Origin of the sequence: Corynebacterium amycolatum, assembly GCF_016889425.1 — a bacterium.
GTDB lineage: Bacteria > Actinomycetota > Actinomycetes > Mycobacteriales > Mycobacteriaceae > Corynebacterium > Corynebacterium amycolatum.
Genome location: NZ_CP069513.1, coordinates 409,812 through 432,216 on the forward strand (window position 1 = coordinate 409,812; position 22,405 = coordinate 432,216).

Genomic DNA, 22,405 nt, shown 5'->3' on the forward strand with positions numbered 1-22,405 from the left:
GGGTCTTGGTTGTCTTTCCGGGTGACTCATAACAGACCCCGATGCCCCGTATGCGCTGGGCAAATGAAGGAAAACGGCACCACAACCAAAAGGACAACCAGGTGGCGGTGTAAAACCCTGACTGCGGAACCTCCACCACACGCCACCGCCCCGATCAGACCCACACCCGGGATTTCAAAGCGTTTCACGCCTACGTCACCGGCACTGCTTCTTTAACCGACGTGGCCAACACCTTGAACGTCTCCCGGCGCACGCTCGACCGCCGGTTCACCTCGTTGTGGCTTATCGATGTGCCCAATACCCCAGACCCCAACCGCATCTACGACCAAATCTTCATCGACGGCACCTACACCGACGCCGGCAAAGCCATCTACGCCCTGGCTTTGAAACTGACTAAGATCACCACCTTGGACCAAGCACGCGACTGGACACTACGCCTGCACGACTTCGGAGTGGTCTACAAACGGTTCCTCAACGAAAAAACACCGCTGCCAAAACAACATCGCACACTCAATAAACAGTGGGAATGGCCCCACCTGCGAGTCCGTAAGGCATACCACTCACTGCTACACCTATCACGCAACAACTGGCTGTTTACCTACCTCCAACCCCCACCAGAAGCACTCGAACCAAAGCGCTGGACATCAACAACAAACAGTCTGGAAGGCGGCATCAACGCCGGGCTCAAACGCATCGCTGATGCCCACCGGGGCAGATCCGGGAAAGCCAACGCAGAATGCTCGAATGGTACCTGCACTCGAAAACGCAACTGCCTGACGCCCCATTAAAGATCGCCAGGCAGTGCAATTACGGACAAGATCAACTCGCCAAAATTCCAGACCTTGTCCCAGAAGACCACAACACAGCCGACCAAGAAACAGGACGACCAGCCTTCTACGACAACGCTATCCCAACCGAATACCAACACAACATAGGAATCCGGAAAGGACCGATGCAATAAAAAGGGCCCCAGCGACACGCCGAGCGGACACACTTTTTGCCTATTAACCCGGAAAACCCCACATGAGAGATTCATGCGGGGTTGAGAGGGGGGCTAGAAGAATAAACTACTTTCGAAAAACTCTGGTTACTGCTCCAATTACCAACAGGAGTAGCAAAACGACAGCAATAAAAGCGGCTACCGGAGGACCGAAAGCCAAGTCTAAGTTAATTCCAAAGACTTCACCATTAATCGAATAGGCAACTATAGCAATGGCGGCCAAAATCAAGGCTAAGACGTTAACAGCTACAGCGAATTTTGTGTACAACGTCCTTCCCCCTGACCGGTCGGAGAAGAACAAAAGCAGCCACACCACTTGAATAGCTAACGCTAAAGCGTAAGCGAGTATGATTCCGGTGCCCCGTTCTGGAGATGGAATTAGCGCAACGCAGGCAGCAGATCCGAGCAGTGCAAATGGGTAACCGACTTGGTATATGAGTTTTTTATTCGAATGCTCCATACTTAAGCCTTAGTTAAAGATTGGCGGCTTGGGGTCTCCGCTCTTTCCACCGTTTTGTTCAACGGCAAAGACGTATCCATCCGCAGTACGTCGACAATCGAGCGCGGAGTCAGGATCGGTAGCGTACTTCTCGTTGCAGTTGGCATACAAGTTGCTACGAAACTCCTCGTCACGGTTCATTTTGCCCTCACTTTTTACGGTAGGTACGGCATTTGGATTAGCGTCATAGCACATGTCGTGGCGGGCGCAGGGGCCTCTGAAATCCACACCAGGTTGGTCAGGAGATGAGGTACACCAGTCATGTCGCCCCTTGTACAGTTTTGCATCATCTCCAGGCTGCATATGATCCCCTTGGTGATCATAGACATATTCATCGGGCACAGTAGCAGGTCCGCCGCTAACTTCGCCTTCTTCAAGGCCGTTGAGCTGTACGGCGAATGCAGGTGATGCATTCACCGCCTGAACCTACCGGCCTGAAAGTGTCATAAACTCGCACAGTTTCACATTTGCAGCCCGCACTTTTACTACATGCCCCTCAACATTGGGCCAAAAAAGGGGCGACGCCCCGCGCCGGGGGGGGGATTGGCGCGAGGCGTCTTTAACCGGCTCGGGGGGGGGGATTGAGCCGGGGCGGCCTCGCAGTCTGTTTCTAAAAAGAACTAGAAGGGGCCAGCCACGTCCAAGTATTACATATCCCGAGGAATCTGCAAATACCTTTTAAAGGATTTAATACCCAATATGTTCGATGTCACGTCTCCCCGAGCCCGACATCCATGGGTAAGCTCAGAGTCTATGAACACCGGCGAGAACAAGGCTTCAACAACGCCGCAGCCGCACGTTTCTACGGACACACGCATCACGGAAGATGCCCCCGCCACCGCTAACTCTCGCGTCGCTGCGTTCTTTGACCTGGATAAAACCATTATTGCCAAGAGCTCGGCATATGCGTTCAACAAGCAATTCCTCGAGCGCGGCATCATTTCGCCGACGGACATGCTGCAAATGGCACTCAGTCACGCCCTGTACATGTCACAGGGACACGATGAGGCACAAATGGAGGCCACGCGCGAGCAGTTTTCCGCCCTTATCGCTGGTCACAGCGCCAGAGAACTGCGCCAGGTCGCGATCGAAACCCTAGAGCAGAACATCACGCCGTACATCTACGCCGAGGCCTTGGAGCTCATTCGTGAACACCGCGCACGGGGGCATCAGGTGTTCATTATCTCGGCATCGGCTCGGCAGATTGTTGAGCCCATTGCGCAGGCACTCGGTGTCTACAACGTGGTGGCCACCGAGCTGGAGGTCCGCGATGGGCTCTTCACGGGCGAAACGGAGTTCTTCTGCCGAGGCGAAAACAAGGCTGTGCAGATGCGTCGGATAGCGGAAAAGCGCCAGTTCAACCTGGCCGTATGCTTCGCATACTCGGATTCCATCACTGATGAGCCCATGCTGGCTGCAGTCGGCCATCCCGTTGTGGTCAATCCCGATCGCGCTCTGCGCAAGATTGCGGCGGAGCGTGAGTGGCCTGTGCGCCAATTCCGGAATCCCGTCCCGCTGTTTCGCGCGCCGTCGAAACGCAATGCTGCAATTCTTGCCGGCGTCACACTGGCGCTTGGCGCGGGTGCGACGCTGTTGGCACTGCGCAAAAATGATGACGCCCCAACGGCCGACTAACCCACCATCCAGCAGCCGGCCCGCCTACACCGCTTCGGCGATACCGCGCGCTTCCACGGCACCGGCCTTCAGTCCCTCCAGATGCAGGAGAATCCACGCACGCAGGCCATCGGCGCTTCCCGACGCGAATCCCTCTGCGGCCTCGAAATACTCCTGGCGGTGGCGGGTCCAGTAGACCTCGGGCACGGCCAAGCCACGCGGATCCAGGCCGGTTGCGACAGTCGTCAGCCGCGAGGCGGCGCGGGCGATGATGCCGTTGTGGTACTCAAAGGGGCGCAGAGTCAGCAGTTCACCGTGCACAATCGCCGAGAGCACACCAGCATGGATCTGGCTGCGGCCAGTGATGAAGTCACCGAGCACGTGCAGACGCTGCTCCTTCATCGCAGACGAGAGCTTGTCGTCACCGACTGGACGCCCGGCTTTCATCCGTGCCTCGGAACCGTCTTCAGTCTCACCTGCGGGCGATGCGTTCAACGCAAACTTGGCCAGCACCTGCTGCGGAGCGCGCTGCCACACGCGGGTGGTCTCACCAATTGACTCCGGGGAAATGGTGTCGGCAACCCGAAGGGCTGCTGCGAGTACGGGATCGGTGATGTTGCCGTCGTCGGGAAGCGATGGCTCGCCGCCTTCTAGCCACGCCGATGCCCGAGCGCCACGAAGGACCGACTCGGAGCCGGTGACGTTGTGCTTGCGCAGGTTGGCCTTGTGCCGGTGGACGGCCTGGATGGCCTTGGCCGAGACATCAGCGGCATGTGCAACGCCGTCGAGCTGCCACAGGGGCGCAAGGGGGTCCTTGGGGTCAAGCTGCGGGATAGCAGCGGCGGGAGCGCTGTCAGCTCCATCGGCACCCGACTCAGATGCCTTCGCCCGCGCTGCCTCACGCTCTGCGCGCTTCTTCGCCGACACGGAGGACACACCCAGGCTCATCCCAGCTAGGCCACCTTTTCCGACGCCCACACCATTGCCAGCACCGGCACCAATTCCATCGGCTCCACGCACGTTCTCAGGCTGATTGTTCATATCCCACACCCTAATTCTTCACCGCTAAGTAAGTGACAAACTTATATAGAAATGGTCAAAGATGAGAAAAACTTCAACGAGTTCTTGGCTTTTTCGCCCTTGTGGCGCGCTCTCCCCACAATGAGAGGTAGTATGGCAGTTTGTAACTGCAGTTTTAAAGTTTCAAACCATCTTTTCCAACCATCTGCGTAGGAGGAAGTACACGTGAGCAACGACGATACGAAGGGTCTCTTTACCGACGGCACCGAACCGCGTGTTACCGCTATCCCGCTGAGTGATGTGGATAGCAACGCTTCGGGCGATGCCAGCATCGGCCAGCTCGTGTCTAATGCTTCTACGCAGATTTCCGCTCTGGTTCGCTCTGAGATTGAGCTAGCCAAGGCTGAAATTGCTGGCGAGGCTAAGAAGGGTGCAGTTGGCGGTGGCTTCTTCGCGGTTGCCGGCGTCGTCGCGCTGTACTCCTCGTTCTTCTTTTTCTTCTTCCTCGGCTGGCTGCTGGACCTTTGGCTGCCGACCTGGGCTGCATTCCTCATCGTTTTCGTCCTGATGCTGGTCATCGCCGGTGTCGCGGCGCTGCTGGGGCTGAAGAAGGTCAAGTCGATCCGCAAGCCGGAGAAGACCATCGAGTCGATGCAGGAGCTGAAGGGGGTCGTGCCGTCGGGGTCGGCGAAGAAGTCTTCGCAGTCGAACGGTATGTACACCTAAAGGCTTAAAAAGAAATTGGGCGGGACTTGTTGGTCTCGCCCTTTTGTCTTATTCAGTCCCGGTTTAAGCCCTTCGGATAAGGTATTTCCTCTCATGACCTCCCTTAGCGATTCTCTCACTGGCCCCTGGCGTCATCGTCTCATTCACGTCCGCGGCCAGCGCCTACACATCGCCGAGTGCGGCCGCCCCTCCGATCCGCTCGTGTTGTTTATTCACGGCTCGACTGGCGGTTGGTTTGAATGGCGCGAGGTTTTGCCACTGCTTAACGACGACTCGGGCGCCCCCCTCCCCGTGCACGCTGTGGCTATTTCTATGCGTGGCTACGGTCAGTCCGACCGAACACCGCATGGCTACAATCCGTTTGAGGCGGCCCAGGACATCGCCTCGTCGATTCGCTCATTGGGGCACTCGACCGCGCTGCTGGTCTGTCAGGGGTTCGGCACGTGGGTGGCATGGACGCTGGCCTCGCGGCAGCCGAATCTTGTTGCCGAAGTTATTGGTTGTGGTGCTGCGCATCCGAAGGTGTGGCTCAACCAGTTGAAGAGCCCGTGGTCGGAGGACTTCCGCAATAGCCTTGCCCCACTGTTGCGCCGTTCGTGGTGGGACTCACGGCCACGGGTACCGCGGTTGCGCCGCAATAAGTTCAGCACACAGGCAGCTGAGGCTCGCCAGCAGCGGCTCATTGACCGCATCGTGCGCGAGTCCATGTCCACCGCCGGGGAGGGGTTCGCCGAGACCCCTGAGGGGAAACAGACCGCGGAACTCATGGCTGACAGCCTGGCCAGTGGCGCACTCCGCCCTGCACTGGCTCATATGAACTGGTGGACGCGACCGGCTCCGGTCGCTTTCCGCAAGTGGTTGGGTGCGATGGAGGGCTCGTCGAAAAGCGATGAGCACACGGTGCTGCTCGTCGGCGAGCAGGACACTCGTACCCCACCTGCGCTGGTGGAGCTCAGCTCCACCCACGTGCGCGTCATCCCGGGCTGTGGGCACTTCCTGCCGGTAGAAAAACCGCAGGCGGTGGTGCAGGCAATCAGAGATCACCTGCACTGGTTGCCGGAGGGATCTTAGGCTCCGGCACGGCTGAAGCTAGCCAGAACTCTCCTGCGGCTGGGGATGGGGGCTACCCTGCCCCACAGACACACAACTTGCCGCTTACCCCGCCACGCACTCTTGCGTGCTGATGGCCCCGTAGTGATTCATCGCCTCATCAATGTGTGGCTGGACCTCGGCGTGCGTCAGCGCGTAACCAGTCTGGTCATTGTTCACACCGGCACCGAAGACCAAACCCAGGATCTGACCCTGTGGCGTAATCAGTGGTCCGCCCGAGTTGCCGTGGCGCACATCTGCCTTCAGAACATAGGACTGGCGCTCGTGTCGAGTCGACGAATAAATATCCGGCCCTCGAATAATAATGTTCTCCGTCACGCGCGCAGGCGTGGCTTTAAAGGGGCCGGATTCGGGAAAGCCCAGCACTACCGCGTCATCGCCCGGACGAGCTTCCTGGTCCGCCCACTGCATGGGCTCCAGGGGTAGGTCGGTGGTCCGGAGCAAGGCGACGTCGTCAAGCGGATCGTAGTGCACGACGTTTGCGTCAGCCATGCCGACCACAGTTTCCAGCCGAACAGTGGTGGCGCCGGCGACCACGTGCGCGTTGGTGAGAATCAGATCCGGTGCGATGACAAAGCCCGTGCCCTGCAGCAAGCGTTCGCACTGCGGGGCCTCGCCCAAGACGCGGACGATGGACGGTCGAATACTGTCGACGACACCTTGTGAAATCACATTGGGGTCGGCGGGTTCATCGGGGACGTTCTGCTTGTAGCCGAATGGCGGAGCGATGGCGGGCATTCCATCATCGCGGAGCTGGCGGAGGATGCCACTGAAGCCGTCACTCCATTCGTCGGGCGCGACCTGGTCAATGAGGTTCATGCCCTTGGACTCACGCACCCAGTCGGCGAATTGTCCGGGCACGGCGGTGGCCAAGGGTACGGCGATCATCCATGTCACTACCAGCGCAGTCACCGACTGCACGATGGCGCCGAGACTCGAATCCAGGCCGACTGCCAACGGCGAGCGAATGGTATTCCGCAGCGACTGCCCCGCCACTGTTCCCACCGCGTGACCAATCAGGGCGAACAGGATCACCGTGCCGAGGCCCAGAAGAACCTTTCCCGACTGGTTCTCGACTTGTGCCATAGCTAGCGGCGCCAAGGGCACACCAATAACCAAGCCCAGGACAACGCCCAAAATGGCCATAATCGACGAGACGGCGCCCTGCTGCCAGCCGACGACAAGCGTAAAAATAAAAATCGCCAGCAGCGCAACGTCAAACACAGCGATTGCAGGCATCATCGTCGGCCTCCCTTCAGTACGGACAGTTTTTCACCATTAGCGGAACGCGCGAGCACCGGCAAAAGTTTCTGTACGTTGGTCTCGTCCCACGGTTCCGACCAGCCGGCCACATCCAGCAAGTAGGACAGCACGCCGCCGGTAAAGCCCCAAACGACGAAGTCACCAACCTTAAATGCCGGCCCTGTCCAGCCGTGATAGCCCAGCATCATGCGGTTGTCCGGATTCGTCAGGTGACTGATTGGCACATTGAGCACCGATTCCGTCTCTGCAGGGTCGACTACACGCAGCGGATGCGGTGCATGCCAATACGCCAACACCGGATTGACCGCGAAGCCAGTCCGCGAAATGTCAATCGAGTCCAGCACCCGCACCGGCGTCACCGTCTCTCGGTTCAGGCCGGTTTCTTCCTCGGCTTCACGCAGCGCGGTATCGATTTCATCCACGTCCTCGGGATCGACACGACCACCCGGAAAAGCCATCTGGCCTGCATGTTTACGCAGGGTTGTCGCCCTGTGCGTAAGTACCACGCTGGCATCCTCCGGCCGTTGGTGCGCCTCCGCATCACCGCTGATCAGCACCAACACCGCCGACCGCGCAGGATTCCGCAACGGTTCCTCCTGCGTCGAGGAGTCTCGCCGCAACTTCGCAAACGCGCGCTTCACGCTTGACGACGAAGCGGAGCGACCGGCCACCTGTTGCTCCGAGTGACCTGCCGCGTCTTGGCTGGTGCTGGTGTGGCCCGCCGCGTCATGATCAGCGCTGACTAGATGCGGCGGCAAACTATTGGTCAACCACTTCGGCAGATACAGCCCCGAGCTTGCGTCGCGATTCCACGACTGTCCCTTAGTCACTTCAACGCACCTCGCACGAGATCAGTAATCTGCTGCGCATCGATGAATTCACCGGGACGAATGGTCGCCACCGTGCCATCGGCCTTAAACACCACGGTAATGGGCACAACTCGCGGTAGATTCAACGCTGGTCCGACCACATCGACCGTGTCCGAGTAGGTCGGTAGATTCACTCCGATTTCCTGCAGGAGGGCCTGGCCACGCCCCGCCTCGCGAGCCGCATGCACCGTCACCACCTGCACATCTGGGTTGTCCTTGCCCCATTGCTCGATAAGCGGCAGCTCTTGGCGACACGGCGCACAGTTCCATGCCCAGACATTAAGCACGGTTGGCTTGCCCTCGACGACCTGGCCCATGTCTACCAGTTCCGCTTGGCCGACCTCGTTGCTCTGATCCGCTGAGTCTCCCGACTCTGCCAACAGCGGCAAGCGCACACCGGCCAGCGAGCCACTACCCGCTACCGCCGCGATCTCGTCCTTCGACATCGCTGGCGCCGCCGATGCGCTATCCACCTCATCATCACTGCCGGTGCCACCATTATCAGCACCATTCGCACCGGCACTCACACCAGCTCCAGTCCCACCACCGTCGGCCTCGTCATTGCCACCAGTGGTATTCACAATCGCGAAAACCACCAGCCCCACAATGCTAATCCCCGCGATGAGCAGCGTAATCAGCGATGCCGAACGGTTAACGTCCGCCTGCCAATCCCCAATGTGGCCACCATTGTGACTACGACCGCCCTGCTCATTCACGAAAAGTGCTCCTCGACTAGTCCTGTGCCGCTGTGGTGTTGTGCGCGCTATCCCCGTCGTCAAGCGCGGAAAGTTCCTCCCCACTGTAGCCGTCATTAAGACCGGCCAGGTAGAGAAGCCATTCCCTGTCGTCTGACTTAATCAACTTCTCCGCCGTCTCCGGCTCCGCCGGACCCGCGACGCCATACGACGGGCAATCCGCCGCCAAGAAGCACGCCCCGCACGCCGCCCGGCGCGAATGGCACACCCTCCGACCGTGGAAAATCAGCCGGTGCGAAAACCACGTCCACTCCGCGCGCGGCAGCACCTCCATCATCTCGTGCTCCACGCGCACCGGATCTTCCTGCTCCGTGAGGCCCATGCGCCGCACCAGACGCCCAAAATGCGTATCGACCGTCAACCCCGGCACTCCAAAAGCATTCCCCAGCACCACATTTGCTGTCTTTCGCCCTACGCCCGGCAGCTTCACCAGCTCCTCCAACGTGCCCGGGACCTCGCCGCCGTGCTGCTCCATCACGCCCTGGGCAAAGCCGATGATGTTCGCGGCCTTATTCCTATAAAAACCCGTCGGCCGAACGAGCTCCTCGACCTCCTCCTGATTCGCAACCGCCAAATCGGCCGGGCTGGGGAACTTAGCGAACAGCGCCGGCGTGGTCATATTCACCCGCGCATCCGTGCACTGCGCCGACAGAATCGTCGCCACCGCGAGCTCATACGGATTACGAAAGTCCAGCTCACAGTGCGCATTCGGGTACGCCACCGCCAGCGTGCGGTTAATCCGCCGCGCACGCCGCACCATGCCCAGACGCGTCTCTTTCCCCCGCGCCGCCGGATGCGCCCCCACCGCCCGACGCTTCTTCGACGTCAGGGATCCCTGCGGGTGTGTGGGTTGGAGTTTGCTCGTCGCCTGGTGCTTGCTTATCTGGTGCTTGCTTATCGACGATGCCCTGCCGGTCGTATCCATGGTCGTAGTGTATCGGCTACCCCGGATTGCAATTCGCGTGCGCACCTTTTCGTCATACCTTTCGCGGACGGGATCCTTAGGTTCACCAGAGATGCGGATGCAATCAGTTGAAGCTCGGGCGCAATCGGTCAGAAAAGTCGAAAAGGTCACGTCCAACCACAACTTAGAACACCGTTAGCTCATTGCTATTTAGAAATACACAGTTCAGCGGCTTTTCACCAGAATTCCCCACAGACGCAGTGGCTCTTTTGCTACAGTGGTGTTTATCACATCTTGGTGACGGCGTAGTTTTTGGGATGCATCTATAGAGGCGATTTTGTCGTGAAATTTGTCCAGGGATGAACCTGCCTTGAAAGCTGGCAGCGGCGTTACCGGGAAAGACCGAAAGTAGTGGGACGGGGCAGCTTCTCTTCCCGTTTGACCACTGCAATCTGTAGTCGAGTGTTAATTTGGTGGCCGCTGGCCTGTATTTACGGTGGTTAGTGGCCCAAGACAGGAGAATTTTACCGTGGATGACGTCAAGGAGATTCTCTCCCGGGCCGGTGTATTTCAGGGAGTCGACCAGGAGGCTGTGCAGGCCTTGCTCGGTGAGCTCGAGACGGTTCGCTTCCCGCGTGGAACCACCATCTTCAATGAGGGTGAGCCGGGCGATCGGCTCTACATCATTATTGATGGCAAGGTGAAGCTGGCTCGTCGCTCAGCTGACGGTCGTGAAAACCTGTTGACCATTATGGGCCCATCCGACATGTTCGGCGAGCTCTCCATCTTCGACCCGGGTCCACGCACCTCTTCGGCGGTCTGCGTCACCGAGGTTTCCGCCGCATCCATGAGCGCTGATCAGCTGCAGGAATGGGTCGGGTCACACCCGGATGTTCCGGCACAGCTGCTGCGCATGCTGGCCCGCCGCTTGCGTCGCACCAACAATTCGCTGGCTGATCTCATCTTCACCGACGTCCCAGGTCGCGTGGCTAAGTCCCTGCTTCAGCTGGCTAATCGCTTCGGTGTTCAGGAGGGTTCTGCTCTCCGTGTGAACCATGACCTGACCCAGGAGGAAATCGCACAGCTCGTCGGCGCCTCCCGAGAGACCGTTAACAAGGCTCTTGCAGAGTTCGCCCACCGCGGCTGGATTCGCCTTGAGGGCAAGTCCGTGCTCATCTCCGATACGGAGCGTTTGGCCCGACGCGCACGCTAACTTGTGGCGCTTGTGGCGTTTGCGGCGTTTGCGGAGCTGCCCAAACGACTCACATCCCGCAGCCTCTGCTTTTGGTTCCTCGGTTCCCGTAGGAGCACATAAAACGCATGAGGCTCGCGGGATTTTTGTTGTCTTCCCCGCTTGGCCTGGCATGCTGGCCTGGCATGCCAGCCCCACCCCACCGGCCGAATTATGGCCAATTTTGGCGCACTTATCGATGCTTCCCGTCGATGCTTCCCGCTTTTCTGCCACTCATCGACGCATTCCCGGCACCTATCGATGCACCATTCACCGATTTCTCCCCGCATCAATCACTTGTCGATGCGCTGTTCACTTATGCGTGCGCTATAGCTCATCGACAAGTGGATACCTCATCGATAAGTGATTGAGCTGACCCCCCCCCACAACGCACCCCAACCAGCACTAGCCCAAACAAAAAGCGCGCAACCTGCACAACTGCAGGTCACACGCCCTTTTTCAAGCGACAACCCAAGCCCAAGCTCTACCTAGGACCAACCCAAGCTCAACCTGGGACCACCCCAGCCCAGCAACCGGCCGAAGCCGAAGCCAAAGCCCAGCAACTACTCCCCGTGATCGCGCAGGTAGCGCAGGGTCACACGAGTCGACTGCTCAGCAGCATGACGCAGCACCGGATCGACATCGGTGTAAATCTCATCCACAATCTGGTCGACCGTAGCCTCGTCGCCCAGCTTGGCAACGGCGTCCTTCACCTGCTGCAGGCGCAGCTTACGACGCTCAATGTACTTCTGCGTCATTACAGTGATGTCCGGCAGGTCAGCACCATGACCGGGCAGCAGACGTACGCCCTTGCCGCGCGTATCCAGCATTTCCAGGGTTTCCATGTACTTACCCAGGTCGCCGTCGGTCTCAGAGATCATAGTCGTGTGGCGGCCAGCGATTGTGTCACCGGTAACGATACCTTCAACATCATCCTCGCCATCACCAGTGTGGATGAAGTAGCAGACAGAATCAGCGGTGTGACCAGGGGTTGCCACGACCTCAATCTGCGGAGTCACTCCGTCGAGGACGATACGTTCGCCGTCGACAAGCGGATCCTGACCTCCCGCACAGTACTGAGACTCCAGCTCTCGAATCGGCGCGCCGGTGAGCTGGCGGAAACGCGCGGCGCCATCAGCATGGTCGCCATGACGGTGCGTCAGCAGAATCAACGCGACGTCACCGGCATAACGCTGGAGGACGTTCAGGTGTCCCTCGTCCTCCGGACCCGGATCGATGACAATGCTGCGGCTATCCCCCTCAGCCTTAATAACGTAGGAGTTCGTACCTTCCAGCGAAGAGTAGCTGGGATTCGGGCACAGAACGACGCCCACAGACTGAGAAATCTGACGCAGTTGGCTATACGCAGGATGCTCCATGTCCTCTATCCTACGTGGTTGCGCAATCCGGGGAGCGCGCCACGTCCTCCAAATCGACTCATTTGGGTGTAAGCACGCTTCACGACGCCCCGGAGAACGCAACATCCTCGCTGCTTGCAGCAGCAAATACAGCAGCTACTGAGCTACTTCAACGATGATTTCTACTTCCACGGGAGCGTCCAGCGGAAGCTGATTTACACCCACTGCCGAGCGAGCGTGCTGGCCGCGCTCTCCGAAGACGTCGCCGAAGAGCTCCGAGGCTCCGTTGATAACGCCCGGCTGACCAGTGAATCCGGCGGCGGAATTGACGAAGCCGACGACCTTCACGATGCGGGTGACATTGTCGAGACCAACCTCGGCATCGACTGCGGCCAAAGCGTTAAGGGCGCAGGTGCGGGCGGCCTCCTTAGCCCCCTCAGCAGTGACCTCTGCGCCGACGTGGCCGACGTGGGTGAGCTCGCCGTTAACGAATGGGAGCTGACCGGAAGTGAAAACAAGGTTGCCCGTGCGCGTTGCGGGTACGTAGGCCGCAACTGGCGCGGCAACGGCAGGCAGGGTAAGCCCCAGGTCCCTGAGGGCCTGGGAAGGAGTGCGAGATTCAGAGTTACTCATTTAAGTTAAGCCTTTCCACGGCGACTAGGGCCGGACGAATAAAGTTAGTCAGCCTTTGGGCGCTTGAAGTAACCAACGTGGTTTTCGCCGGTCGGGCCGGGGAGAACGGTGACGAGTTCCCAGCCGTCCTCACCAAAGTTGTCCAGGATGGCCTTGGTGTTGTGAATGAGCAGCGGTGCGGTGAAGTATTCCCATTTAGTAGTCATGGGAGCTACTTTATCTGTCCCCCAGCCTCGCGCGCTGGGGGTTCAGTTTTACTTCGGTCTAAGTTGGGTTTTTACTTAGCCAGCTTTGCCTTGCGCTGAGCTGCGTACTGCTCAGCGTAGAAGTCGGCCCACGAAGTAATTTCCGGGTGCTCGCGCAGCATTGCGCGGCGCTGACGCTCGGTCAGACCACCCCAGACGCCGAACTCGACGCGGTTATCCAGAGCGTCGGCACGGCACTGCAGAACCACTGGGCAGTGGCGGCAGATAACGGCGGCTTCGCGCTGTGCGGCGCCGCGAACGAACAACTTATCCGGGTCAATATCGCGACACTTAGCGCGCGGGACCCACTCCTGGCGATCGCGGAAGCTCTCTACACCGAGCTCGTATTCTGGCGTAGTAGCAGTGCGGTTGCGATCTGGAATCGTGGCGGTCATTGTAGCCTCCTCGTGCCTGCGATTTTCGTTATTTCGAAATAGTTTCAACTAAATAGTGCTGAAATTTTGTTGTAAGTCTATTCACACCACCCAAATAATGTCGATTGGGTCACACTAGGAGGGTGGACGTGGCGCAGCTCTAAATATAACGATGCAGGTGGGGCAACTTTTTCCAACAAAAGCACGGGGGTGATTTGCGTCACTATGAAAATCTTTTTCCGGAAACTACTACACGACGAGTTGCGCGGTGTTGTAAAGGCATTCGTAGCGCCCCTCCCCGCTCGCCAGGCGTTTTACTGGACTCCCCGGGCATGTCACTAGGTGGATTTTCGAAAACCTACTTCGGCTCAATCCGCCCTACCTTGTAGTGTGATTGCTGTGAATAAAGGTTCGACGCTGTTCAAGCTCTCCGTTGCCACTGTGTTGGCAGCGTTGATTATGGCCAGCGCCCTCTTTCCTCTTGTGGGCGGCTCGGCCTACCTCGTTGCGCGCACGGCTGATGAATTCGCGTCGGCGTCGCGGTCGGTGATTTCTAAGGACGCACCAGGGGTCACCACTATTACGGATCGTAATGATCAGCCAATTGCGTGGCTCTATGATCAGAGGCGGGTTAATGTGCCGTCGGAACGCATCTCGCCAGCTATGAAGGACGCACTGGTCAGCGTGGAGGATAGGCGCTTTTATGAGCACTCTGGTGTGGACTGGAAGGGTACTGCTCGTGCGGCGGTAAAGAACTTCATGTCTCAGTCGGTGCAGGAAGGCGCCTCCACGATTGAGCAGCAGTTGATTAAGAACCACACGCTGCTCGTGGACGCGCAGTCGGAGTCGGAGCGCCGCGCTGCTACTGCCACGGATTATGGCCGCAAGATCCGCGAGATTCGCATCGCGTTGGATCTGGAAGATGAGCTGACGAAAGACGAGATTCTGACCAAGTATTTAAACTTGGTCCCCTTCGGCAATGGCGCTTTCGGCGTGGAAGCTGCAGCTCAGACCTACTTCGGCATTCCCGCGTCCGATCTGAATGTCCCGCAGGCCGCTCTGCTCGCGGGCATGGTTCAGCAGTCGTCCGGGCTCGATCCGTATACAAATCCGGAAGGTGCGCATGCACGGCGTAACGACGTGCTTGCGGCTATGGAATCCACGGGGGCAATTGGCCCGCAGGAGGCTCAGGACGCCAAGGCGGCTGATCTCGGTATTCTTCCGGAGCCTCAGCGCCTGCCGCAGGGTTGCATCGCGGCGGGCGATCGCGGTTTCTTCTGTGACTATGTGGTCTCCTACCTGGAGAACCACGGTATTGATGCCGAAAAGCTGAAGCGCGGTGGCTTCCATGTGAAGACCACACTGGACCCGCGTGTGCAGGACAGCGTGCAGGAGTCTCTGCGTCAGCAGGCGTCACCGACTGCGGATGGCGCAGCTGAGGTTATGAGTTTGCTTGAGCCTGGGGATGACTCCAGGAGGTTGCTCGCGATGGCGTCGTCACGCGTATACGGCCTCGATGCGGAGCAAATGCAGACCGTGCAGCCGCAGCCATTTACGCCGGTAGGCAATGGCGCGGGCTCGATTTTTAAGATTTTCGCGGCAACGTCGGCGGTGGAAAAGGGGCTGGGTATTGATACCCACTTCCCGGTGCCGCGTCGTTATGAGGCCTCCGGGCTGGGCACCGGTGGCGCAGAGGGCTGCCCGCCGGGCCTGTACTGCGTGGAGAACGTAGGCAGTTTCCCGCCGTCGATGTCACTGCGTGAGACGCTCGCGCGATCACCGAATACTCCTTTTATTCAGATTTCGGAGCTGGTCGGCGTTGATGGCGTGATGGACATGGCAGTACGCCTGGGCATGCGCTCATACACGGAGCCGGGCAGTTTTGATGGTGAGTCCTCGGTGGCGGACTATGTCTCGGAGCACAAGCTCGGCTCGTTCGTGCTGGGTCCAACGTCGGTGAATAACCTTGAGCTGTCCAATGTCGCTGCCACCCTGGCCAGCAATGGCCGCTGGTGCGAGCCCTCTCCAATTGAGTCCATCACGGACTCCAAGGGCAATGCGGTCAAGCTGAATGTGCCACCGTGCGAGCAGGCGGTGGAGCCGGGGGTTGCGCACGCAATCGCTAATGCGCTCAGCAATGATGCCACCGATGGCACTGCGAAGGATGCCGCGAAAGAGCTGAATTGGGACGGCCCAGTCGCGGCTAAGACCGGTACCACCGAGTCGAACCAGTCCGCGGCATTCCTGGGCTTCACCGGCGGTCTGGCCGGATCGGTGTACGCCTACAACGACACCCCGACTGTCACGGAGCTGTGCACGTCACCGCTGCGGCAGTGCCCAAGCGGCAACCTCTTTGGTGGTCGTGAGCCCGCGCGGACATGGTTTGGTGCAGTCGGCCCGGTTATCGAGGACTATGGCGGAAAGAACCTTCCCCCATTGGATTCGGACTACGGCCTGGGCACCTCTATCACCCAAATGCCGAATGTGGTGGGCATGCAGAAGGCCGAGGCTCGGGAGACCCTTAAGAAGGCTGGCTACAAGGTAGAGGAACGCACGGTGTCCCGCACGGGTGAGTCGCGCGGAATCGTGGTCGGGCTGGATCAGCCGCCACTACTTCTTAAGGGTGGCACCGTCACAATCCGCGTGGCCGATGGCACCCGTCGTCCGACCCCGCCACCAGCGCCGTCGCCGCGACCGGAGTCGACGACGCCCCGGCCGGATCCACTACCGCAGTTCCCTCGCCCGAACACTCCACCGGCGCCGAGCTTGCGGGATTTGATTCCGCTGCTGCCGTTCTAAAAGCTGCCGTTATCGAAGCTACGGTTCTAGAAGCTGCCGGTTTAAAAAAAATGGCCGCGGCAACTTGCTAAAAGTCACCGCGGCACTGAAACACTGAAGGAACCCCGAGAGGTCGCGCTAGCCCTGCAGGGCAGCCTTAACGGCCTCGGAGAGCCGCTTGCCATCGACCTGGCCAGCGGCCTTTTCCTTTGCCACCTTCATAACCTGCCCCATAATCTTCATGCTCGGCGCGTCATCGCCAGCAACCTCGGCCACGGATTCTGCGACGAGGTTCTTCACAGCGTCGTCGTCAAGCTGTTCCGGCTGGTAGCGGGCGAAAACCTCTGCTTCGGCGAGCTCGGCGTCGGCAAGTTCCTGGCGGCCGTTCTCGGCGTACATCTCAGCGGACTCGCGACGCTTCTTGACCTCCCGCTCAATCACACGCAGCACTTCTTCATCGGTGAGCTCGTGCTTGGAGCCGGAGACCTCCTCGGTCTGGATGGCGGCCTTCAGCATGCGCAGCGCCGCAACGGTTTCCTTGTCGCGGGCCTTCATTGCGGCGGTCATATCGGAGACAATTGTGTTCTTCAGTTCACTCATACGCCCTAGATTACCGCTGTAGTTGATAGTGTCTCTGTCATGACATCGCGCGCTTTTTCCAACCGAATTCTGCGGTCTGCCGCAGCTATCGCCACGCTCGGCTTGACGACGTTCATCTACGCGAACCAAATCGAATTGCGCGCATTTAAACTCCACCGCGTTCAAGTTCCCGTGCTGGCACCCGGCACGCTCGCCCGGGCGGGAAAGCGCGAGGGCGAGTCTTTCCGGATTCTGCATGTCTCCGACTTCCACATGCTCCCCGACCAGAAGTTGAAGCAGAAGTGGGTTGCCAGCCTCGATGCTCTGAACCCTGACCTGGTGATTAATACCGGCGACAACCTGGGCAGCGACAAGGCCGTTCCCAGTGTCCTCGCAGCGCTCGGCCCCCTACTGAACCGTCCGGGCGCCTTCGTGTTTGGCACCAATGACTACTTCGCGCCGCGGCCCGTAAATCCGCTGAAGTACCTGACGGGCAAGAAGCGCAAGCCCTCACGTGTCGAACTACCGTGGCGCGGTATGCGCGCTGCGTTTATCGAGCATGGCTGGCAGGATGCCACCCATGCCCGGCTGGAGTTTGTCGCGGGCGGAGTGAAGGTGGCACTGTCCGGTGTGGATGACCCTCATCACGAGTTGGAGGATTATTCGCAGATCGCCGGTGCCCCGAATGCGGATGCCGACATCGCTATCGGCCTGTCGCACTCGCCGGAGCCCCACGTGTTGGATGCTTTTGCGGACGATGGCTACGACCTGGTGCTTTCTGGTCATACCCACGGTGGCCAGGTGTGCCTGCCCGGAGGGAAGGCCATTGTGACCAACTGCGGTATCGACCGCTCGCGGGCCTCGGGATTGTCGCGCTGGACCGAGAAGACGTGGCTGCACGTCTCCAATGGCCTTGGCACTTCCCCCTACGCCCCGGTGCGCCTGTTCTGCCGCCCATCCGCGACCTTGATTGAGATTGTGGAGCGGGATTCGTAGTTTCCAGTTCGTAGTTCGTAGTTCGTACGGGTCCGGTTCGTAGTTCGTAGTCCGTAGTCCGTAGTTCGTCGGGTGCGACAGAGACCGCGACTTGGCCCCGCAGCCTGTTAAGCAGGCGTTTTGCATTCTGGCTCAGCGTCGGGCTAAAGTAAGTCCTCGCAAGCACAGCACTGAGACATATGTTCCCAGTTCGTGTCTGTGGCCTCGGGGTATGGCGCAGCTTGGTAGCGCGCTTCGTTCGGGACGAAGAGGCCGTGGGTTCAAATCCCGCTACCCCGACCAAGTAAAAACCCTCTCTCACCTGGAATTATCCAAGTGAGGGAGGGTTTTGTTATTGGCCACTTTTCGCTGCCATTCAGGGACGCTAGACAAAAAGCGTGCCTGGTTCTCAAGGTAGTGACTGGTCAGCCCCCACTGCGGCAACACCACAGCCCGGGATTACGTGGGAAAACTGACAGCCCGAAAACTCCGAGGCTGCAAATGTGAAACTGTGTGAGTTTATGACACTTTCAGGCCATTTTTCGGGCCATTTTTGACATAAACGCAATCAGTAACTCGGATCGACTCAACGCCACCTGACATAAACGCAGTCAGTAACTCGGATTGGGCGTAAGTAGCGAAGATGCCCACCCGCCGACGCACCGTTCATCAATCGTTCCACTATTTTTTCGCTACCGGGTCCACAGAGCCTTACCCCACTCCCCCAAATGCCCCTTTCACCCCGCGTAGAGCAATTTCGTGGCTGTTAGTCTGTAGAAGTACGAACTTTTTTTAACAGCAATGTGAAAGTAGCCCCCAAGTGACGCACCTGGCAGCAGCTCTGGCATCAGCCAGCTCCTTTACAGCCAGTCCGCCGTCGGCGACCGCACCACCAGACCAGACATTGGCTTCTGAGTTTGCGTCCGGCGGCGTATCGGCAACATTGAATTCTTTAGATTCCGTGCTTTCTGCCCCGGCAACTATTACCGCCCAAGCAAGCAGCTCCGCAGAGCACGCGACAACGCTCGCAGCCCAAGCAGCTCAAGCCACCCAAGCCTCCACCGACAGCCTGACCCTCCTTTCGGTCCCGCTGTTGGTCGCGGTTGCCCTGGCGCTGACCCCGCTGTTTGTGAAGCTCCTTGGTCGTCACGCAGGCTGGCCCATCGTCGCGTTTTTTCTCGCGTCGGTGGTCCAGCTTTCGCGTGTAACGGGCGATATCCTCGACGGCACCACCTTCACCTGGTCCCGCGTCTGGTCCCCGGAGCTAAACGCGGCGTTTGCGCTGAAGCTCGATCCTCTCTCCATGGTGTTCAGTTTCTTGGCGCTGTTGGTGGGCTCGATAGTCTTCATCTACTCCACCGCGTATTTGCCGCCTAAGAAGTCCGCGATGAGCTTCTACGTCCTGATGACGGCGTTCATGCTGGCGGTTTTGCTCCTCGTGCTTGCCGACGACATAATGCTCCTCTTCATTGGGTGGGAGCTGGTCTCGATGGCGTCGTTCCTGCTCATTGCAAGGTCGGGCTCGTCGGGCGAGTTGGGCTCGTTGCGCACACTCCTGCTGACCTTCACCGGCGGCCTGCTGCTTCTGGCCGCCCTCGGCGGTGCTGTGTGGCTGACCGGTTCCACGAACCTCACCGAGGTTTTGGCTTCGCCTGAGTGGGAGGCCAACCCGGCAGCACGCAGTCTCATTGCCGCGCTGGTGGCCCTGGGTGCTTTCACGAAGGCAGCTCAGTTCCCTTTCCACGCCTGGCTTCCAGAGGCCATGGCGGCAGCAACTCCCGTCTCGGCTTTCTTGCACGCAGCGGCCGTCGTCAAGGCGGGCGTTTACCTGCTGATGCGTTTTTCCACGGTCTTCGCGGACGTGCGCGTGTGGCAGTTGCTGCTGATTGTCATGGGTATGTGGACGGCTGTTGCCACGGCCTACTTTGCGTTGCAGCAGACTGACTTGAAGAAGCTGATTGCGTACTCGACGGTCTCGCAGTTGGGTTGGATTGTCGCCACGATTGGTGTGGGCACGAAGTTCGCCATTATGGCTGCGGTTGTGCACACCATTGCGCATGCGATGTTTAAGTCTTCGCTGTTCATGATGGCTGGCGTGGTTGATCACCAGGCGGGCACGCGCGACATTCGTCGCTTGGGTCCGCTGTGGAAGCAGATGCCGTGGAGCTTTGGCTCGATGATTTTCGGTGCGGCATCGATGGCGGCAATTCCGCCGTTTTTCGGCTTCATGTCGAAGGAGGGCATGCTGACCGCATTCGAGGGCGCACCTTTGACCAACACCGGCGTGGTCATCCTGCTGACAGTGGCGGCAATTGGTGCGATTGGTACTTTCGCGTACTCGGCACGTTTGGTGTTCGGTGCGTTCGTGGATGGTCCGCGCAACGTTGACCACATCACTGAGGCCCCGATTTCGCTGTGGCTTCCGGCCGCCATCCCTGGCGTGCTGAGCCTGCCTGCAGCCTTCGCTGCCGGCGCTATTTTGAACCGTCCGTTGGACCGCGTGGCGGATACGGTCGGTCAGCTTCCGGCTAGCACGACTCAGGAATCGCACTTGAGCCTGTGGCACGGAATAAATGTGCCGCTGATTATCTCTGTGATTGTGCTGGCTGTCGGCGTGGGCTTCATCTTCACTCGCGCTCGCGTAGGCGCTGTCATGGCCGACCGCAAGCTCTTCCCGTTCACTGGCGTGGAGGCAATCAATGCGTCGCTGAGCGTCTCGCAGCGCGTGGGTCGCGTGCTGGCGAAGATGGCGCGTTCGCATCAGCCGTCGCGTCACCTGTTGCCGCTGCTTGGTCTGCTCGCGGTGTACGCCCTGGTCATTGCAATCGCTCCGGGTGTCGGCGGTGCTCCGGTGCTACCGAAGATCGACGACATCGACCACCTGACCGATCTGATTCCGCTGGTCGTTGTCCTGATTGGTGTGTGGGCCACGCTTCGGGCAAAGAACCGTCTACAGGCGGCTGTGCTGCTCAGCGTCACCGGTGTTGGTGTCACGTTGCAGATTCTCCTGCTGGGCGCACCAGATGTGGCATTGACGCAGTTCATGGTGGAAATCCTGACTGTCGTGCTGATGATGCTGGTGCTGCGCTTCCAGCCTCGCGCGTTCTCTGAGACCTCAAAGAACCGCCAGGCTTCCGCCGCGGTCGTGGCAGCTGCCGTAGGCTTGGCTACGTTCGGCGCGGTGTGGTTCCTCACTGGCCGTCGTCAGTTGCCTGAGGTTGCGCAGTGGTACATCGACAACACTGAGAAGGTCACGGGCGAAACCAATATTGTCAACGTGATCCTGGTTGAGTTCCGTGCTTTCGATACCATGGGTGAGCTGGCGGTTCTCGGTATGGCGGGCGTCGCGATGGCAGCGGTTGTCACGTCGATGCCTCGCTTCCCGCACCTGCTCGATCAGCCCTCCCCGCTTGCGGAGCCCGCTCTGAACTCCATCATGATGCGCTGGCTGGTCCGCTGGCTGTCGCCGGTTCTGTTCGCCCTGTCTGCCGTGGTTCTCTACCGCGGCGGTACCGCCCCGGGTGGCGGCTTCAACGCGGCGCTGATTGGTGCCGCCGCCGTGATGCTGGTTTACCTGTCCAAGGACCGCGACGAGCTGGTCTTCGGCAAGAAGACCCCGGTGGCGCTCAGCGCTGCGGGTGTCATAACAGCAATCGTCACGGGCTTCATCGGATTCGCCAAGGGGTCGTTCTTGGCACCGCTGTACGGCGAGTTCCTGGGCCAGCACCTCACCACGGCATTGCTTTTCGACGTCGGCGTGTACCTGGCCGTCATCGGCATTGTGGCGACCGCACTGAATCTCCTGGGCGGCCCGAACCGTCCTGGGGTGACCGGGTCGGACGATGTGATGCAGGATCTCTACTCAGACCGCTCTAGCTTGCGGGTGCCGCCGGAGATGGGCGTGTTCGCCTCAGAAGCGGAAAGTGCTCCCGCCCCAGCTCATGCCACCGTTGAGGAGGCCAAGAAGTGATTATCGCCATCATGGCTGCCGTCCTCGCTGGCGGTGGCACGTACCTGGTGCTACAGCGCGGCATGCTGCGCACCATTATCGGTATGACTCTGATTTCCCATGCCGCTAACCTGATTATTTTGTCCACGGGTGTCGGCGCCTGGCGCGGCGAGCCGCTGCTGGGCAACGAAGCCACTGCGGGCGCTGGCGCTGCCGAGCAGATGGCTGACCCGTTGCCGCAGGCATTCGTGCTGACGGCCATCGTGATCACCATGGCTGTGACCGCGTTCATGCTGGCACTGGCTGGTTTGGGCCGTGATGACGACACTCGTATCCATGAGGATCGCGAGGCTATGCGACAGCTGTCGACGGCTGGTCGTCGTGCGGGTAAGAATGTTCCGGCGGACTCGGACTCCACGGTCACCGGTACCCCAGGGGTCTCTTCGGCTCCGAACAAGTTCCCGCGCGAGACTCCTTTCGGCGGTGACGAGAAATGGTAGAAGCCTCTGCAATGACCTCTGCA

At 59.4% G+C, this 22,405-nt stretch carries 20 protein-coding genes, 1 tRNA gene and 1 pseudogene; 10 read left to right on the forward strand and 12 right to left on the reverse strand.

The features are described 5' to 3' along the window. Positions 1–21 precede the first annotated feature (21 nt). Positions 22–961: pseudogene (locus I6J19_RS01860) on the forward strand (hypothetical protein). A 106-nt stretch (positions 962–1,067) separates the two neighbouring features. Here I6J19_RS01860 and I6J19_RS01865 read toward each other — a convergent pair. Continuing rightward, complete coding sequence (locus tag I6J19_RS01865) at positions 1,068–1,460, reverse strand: hypothetical protein (protein WP_038627438.1); 393 nt, start codon at positions 1,458–1,460, stop codon at positions 1,068–1,070. A 9-nt stretch (positions 1,461–1,469) separates the two neighbouring features. Next, positions 1,470–1,916, reverse strand: a complete 447-nt coding sequence (locus I6J19_RS01870; RefSeq protein ID WP_144242507.1) for a phospholipase A2 — start codon at positions 1,914–1,916, stop codon at positions 1,470–1,472. 336 nt (positions 1,917–2,252) lie between these two features. Between I6J19_RS01870 and I6J19_RS01875 the strand changes: the two genes are divergently transcribed. Continuing rightward, positions 2,253–3,134, forward strand: coding sequence for an HAD family hydrolase (locus I6J19_RS01875; protein ID WP_038627434.1), 882 nt, complete (start codon positions 2,253–2,255; stop codon positions 3,132–3,134). A gap of 24 nt (positions 3,135–3,158) precedes the next feature. Here I6J19_RS01875 and I6J19_RS01880 read toward each other — a convergent pair whose 3' ends face one another. Continuing rightward, positions 3,159–4,154: a Fic family protein gene (locus tag I6J19_RS01880; RefSeq protein ID WP_081913991.1), complete on the reverse strand. Its 996-nt coding sequence runs from the start codon at positions 4,152–4,154 to the stop codon at positions 3,159–3,161. 204 nt (positions 4,155–4,358) lie between these two features. Between I6J19_RS01880 and I6J19_RS01885 the strand changes: the two genes are divergently transcribed. Both I6J19_RS01885 and I6J19_RS01890 read left to right on the forward strand, forming a co-directional pair. Continuing rightward, the gene (locus tag I6J19_RS01885; RefSeq protein ID WP_038627432.1) at positions 4,359–4,859 is read left to right on the forward strand and encodes a phage holin family protein; all 501 of its coding nucleotides are present in this window, start codon (positions 4,359–4,361) and stop codon (positions 4,857–4,859) included. Between the two features lie 93 nt (positions 4,860–4,952). Continuing rightward, on the forward strand, positions 4,953–5,930 hold the full coding sequence (locus tag I6J19_RS01890; RefSeq protein WP_038627430.1) for an alpha/beta fold hydrolase: 978 nt from the start codon (positions 4,953–4,955) through the stop codon (positions 5,928–5,930). A gap of 84 nt (positions 5,931–6,014) precedes the next feature. On the opposite strand, the gene I6J19_RS01895 is transcribed toward I6J19_RS01890, so the two are convergent. From I6J19_RS01895 to nth, 4 genes are read right to left on the reverse strand one after another with little or no spacing between them, the layout of a single operon-like run. Next, on the reverse strand, positions 6,015–7,211 hold the full coding sequence (locus tag I6J19_RS01895; protein ID WP_038627428.1) for a MarP family serine protease: 1,197 nt from the start codon (positions 7,209–7,211) through the stop codon (positions 6,015–6,017). After that, positions 7,208–8,062 carry an NUDIX hydrolase gene (locus tag I6J19_RS01900; protein WP_038627426.1) on the reverse strand — a complete coding sequence of 285 codons (855 nt, stop codon included), beginning with the start codon at positions 8,060–8,062 and terminating at the stop codon, positions 7,208–7,210. The genes I6J19_RS01895 and I6J19_RS01900 overlap by 4 nt, the downstream gene beginning before the upstream one ends. Then, positions 8,059–8,817 carry a redoxin domain-containing protein gene (locus tag I6J19_RS01905; RefSeq protein WP_038627424.1) on the reverse strand — a complete coding sequence of 253 codons (759 nt, stop codon included), beginning with the start codon at positions 8,815–8,817 and terminating at the stop codon, positions 8,059–8,061. Before I6J19_RS01905 ends, I6J19_RS01900 begins: the two co-directional genes overlap by 4 nt. A 16-nt stretch (positions 8,818–8,833) precedes the next feature. After that, on the reverse strand, positions 8,834–9,661 hold the full coding sequence (gene nth / locus I6J19_RS01910; protein WP_370643276.1) for an endonuclease III: 828 nt from the start codon (positions 9,659–9,661) through the stop codon (positions 8,834–8,836). A gap of 628 nt (positions 9,662–10,289) precedes the next feature. Between nth and glxR the strand changes: the two genes are divergently transcribed. After that, positions 10,290–10,973 (forward strand): CRP-like cAMP-activated global transcriptional regulator GlxR, encoded by a 684-nt coding sequence (gene glxR, locus I6J19_RS01915; protein ID WP_005511668.1) that lies wholly within the window; start codon positions 10,290–10,292, stop codon positions 10,971–10,973. Positions 10,974–11,554: 581 nt separating this feature from the next. Here glxR and I6J19_RS01920 read toward each other — a convergent pair. The 4 genes from I6J19_RS01920 to I6J19_RS01935 all read right to left on the reverse strand — a co-directional run bounded on the left by I6J19_RS01920 (position 11,555) and on the right by I6J19_RS01935 (position 13,622). Beyond that, a complete protein-coding gene (locus tag I6J19_RS01920; RefSeq protein ID WP_038627422.1) occupies positions 11,555–12,370 on the reverse strand; it encodes an MBL fold metallo-hydrolase in 816 nt (271 codons plus the stop codon). Positions 12,371–12,505: 135 nt separating this feature from the next. Next, positions 12,506–12,982, reverse strand: coding sequence for a RidA family protein (locus I6J19_RS01925; RefSeq protein ID WP_038627420.1), 477 nt, complete (start codon positions 12,980–12,982; stop codon positions 12,506–12,508). A gap of 44 nt (positions 12,983–13,026) precedes the next feature. Further along, positions 13,027–13,188: a Sp36 family protein gene (locus I6J19_RS01930; RefSeq protein ID WP_005511670.1), complete on the reverse strand. Its 162-nt coding sequence runs from the start codon at positions 13,186–13,188 to the stop codon at positions 13,027–13,029. Positions 13,189–13,259: 71 nt separating this feature from the next. After that, positions 13,260–13,622 carry a WhiB family transcriptional regulator gene (locus I6J19_RS01935; protein ID WP_038627417.1) on the reverse strand — a complete coding sequence of 121 codons (363 nt, stop codon included), beginning with the start codon at positions 13,620–13,622 and terminating at the stop codon, positions 13,260–13,262. Between the two features lie 369 nt (positions 13,623–13,991). Here I6J19_RS01935 and I6J19_RS01940 point away from each other — a divergent pair, with 369 nt between their 5' ends. Beyond that, positions 13,992–16,400, forward strand: coding sequence for a transglycosylase domain-containing protein (locus I6J19_RS01940; RefSeq protein WP_038627416.1), 2,409 nt, complete (start codon positions 13,992–13,994; stop codon positions 16,398–16,400). Between the two features lie 117 nt (positions 16,401–16,517). Here I6J19_RS01940 and I6J19_RS01945 read toward each other — a convergent pair whose 3' ends face one another. Beyond that, positions 16,518–16,979, reverse strand: a complete 462-nt coding sequence (locus I6J19_RS01945; protein ID WP_005511696.1) for a GatB/YqeY domain-containing protein — start codon at positions 16,977–16,979, stop codon at positions 16,518–16,520. 39 nt (positions 16,980–17,018) lie between these two features. Here I6J19_RS01945 and I6J19_RS01950 point away from each other — a divergent pair, with 39 nt between their 5' ends. The 4 genes from I6J19_RS01950 to I6J19_RS01965 all read left to right on the forward strand — a co-directional run bounded on the left by I6J19_RS01950 (position 17,019) and on the right by I6J19_RS01965 (position 22,382). Next, positions 17,019–17,954 (forward strand): metallophosphoesterase, encoded by a 936-nt coding sequence (locus I6J19_RS01950; protein ID WP_038627414.1) that lies wholly within the window; start codon positions 17,019–17,021, stop codon positions 17,952–17,954. 205 nt (positions 17,955–18,159) lie between these two features. Further along, positions 18,160–18,236 (forward strand) — tRNA-Pro (locus I6J19_RS01955). A 517-nt stretch (positions 18,237–18,753) separates the two neighbouring features. Beyond that, positions 18,754–21,903, forward strand: coding sequence for a DUF4040 family protein (locus tag I6J19_RS01960; RefSeq protein WP_081913989.1), 3,150 nt, complete (start codon positions 18,754–18,756; stop codon positions 21,901–21,903). Next, complete coding sequence (locus tag I6J19_RS01965; RefSeq protein ID WP_038627412.1) at positions 21,900–22,382, forward strand: sodium:proton antiporter; 483 nt, start codon at positions 21,900–21,902, stop codon at positions 22,380–22,382. The genes I6J19_RS01960 and I6J19_RS01965 overlap by 4 nt, the downstream gene beginning before the upstream one ends. The last annotated feature ends 23 nt before the right edge of the window (positions 22,383–22,405 follow it).

What these genes read in the sequence shown, in the direction of transcription:
- I6J19_RS01930 (WP_005511670.1), bottom strand. Translation starts at nt 13,188, where the DNA reads ATGACTACTAAATGGGAATACTTCACCGCACCGCTGCTCATTCACAAC.
- I6J19_RS01920 (WP_038627422.1), bottom strand. Translation starts at nt 12,370, where the DNA reads ATGGAGCATCCTGCGTATAGCCAACTGCGTCAGATTTCTCAGTCTGTG.
- I6J19_RS01945 (WP_005511696.1), bottom strand. Translation starts at nt 16,979, where the DNA reads ATGAGTGAACTGAAGAACACAATTGTCTCCGATATGACCGCCGCAATG.
- I6J19_RS01875 (WP_038627434.1), top strand. Translation starts at nt 2,253, where the DNA reads ATGAACACCGGCGAGAACAAGGCTTCAACAACGCCGCAGCCGCACGTT.
- I6J19_RS01935 (WP_038627417.1), bottom strand. Translation starts at nt 13,622, where the DNA reads ATGACCGCCACGATTCCAGATCGCAACCGCACTGCTACTACGCCAGAA.
- I6J19_RS01890 (WP_038627430.1), top strand. Translation starts at nt 4,953, where the DNA reads ATGACCTCCCTTAGCGATTCTCTCACTGGCCCCTGGCGTCATCGTCTC.
- I6J19_RS01925 (WP_038627420.1), bottom strand. Translation starts at nt 12,982, where the DNA reads ATGAGTAACTCTGAATCTCGCACTCCTTCCCAGGCCCTCAGGGACCTG.
- I6J19_RS01865 (WP_038627438.1), bottom strand. Translation starts at nt 1,460, where the DNA reads ATGGAGCATTCGAATAAAAAACTCATATACCAAGTCGGTTACCCATTT.
- I6J19_RS01880 (WP_081913991.1), bottom strand. Translation starts at nt 4,154, where the DNA reads ATGAACAATCAGCCTGAGAACGTGCGTGGAGCCGATGGAATTGGTGCC.
- I6J19_RS01950 (WP_038627414.1), top strand. Translation starts at nt 17,019, where the DNA reads ATGACATCGCGCGCTTTTTCCAACCGAATTCTGCGGTCTGCCGCAGCT.
- I6J19_RS01895 (WP_038627428.1), bottom strand. Translation starts at nt 7,211, where the DNA reads ATGATGCCTGCAATCGCTGTGTTTGACGTTGCGCTGCTGGCGATTTTT.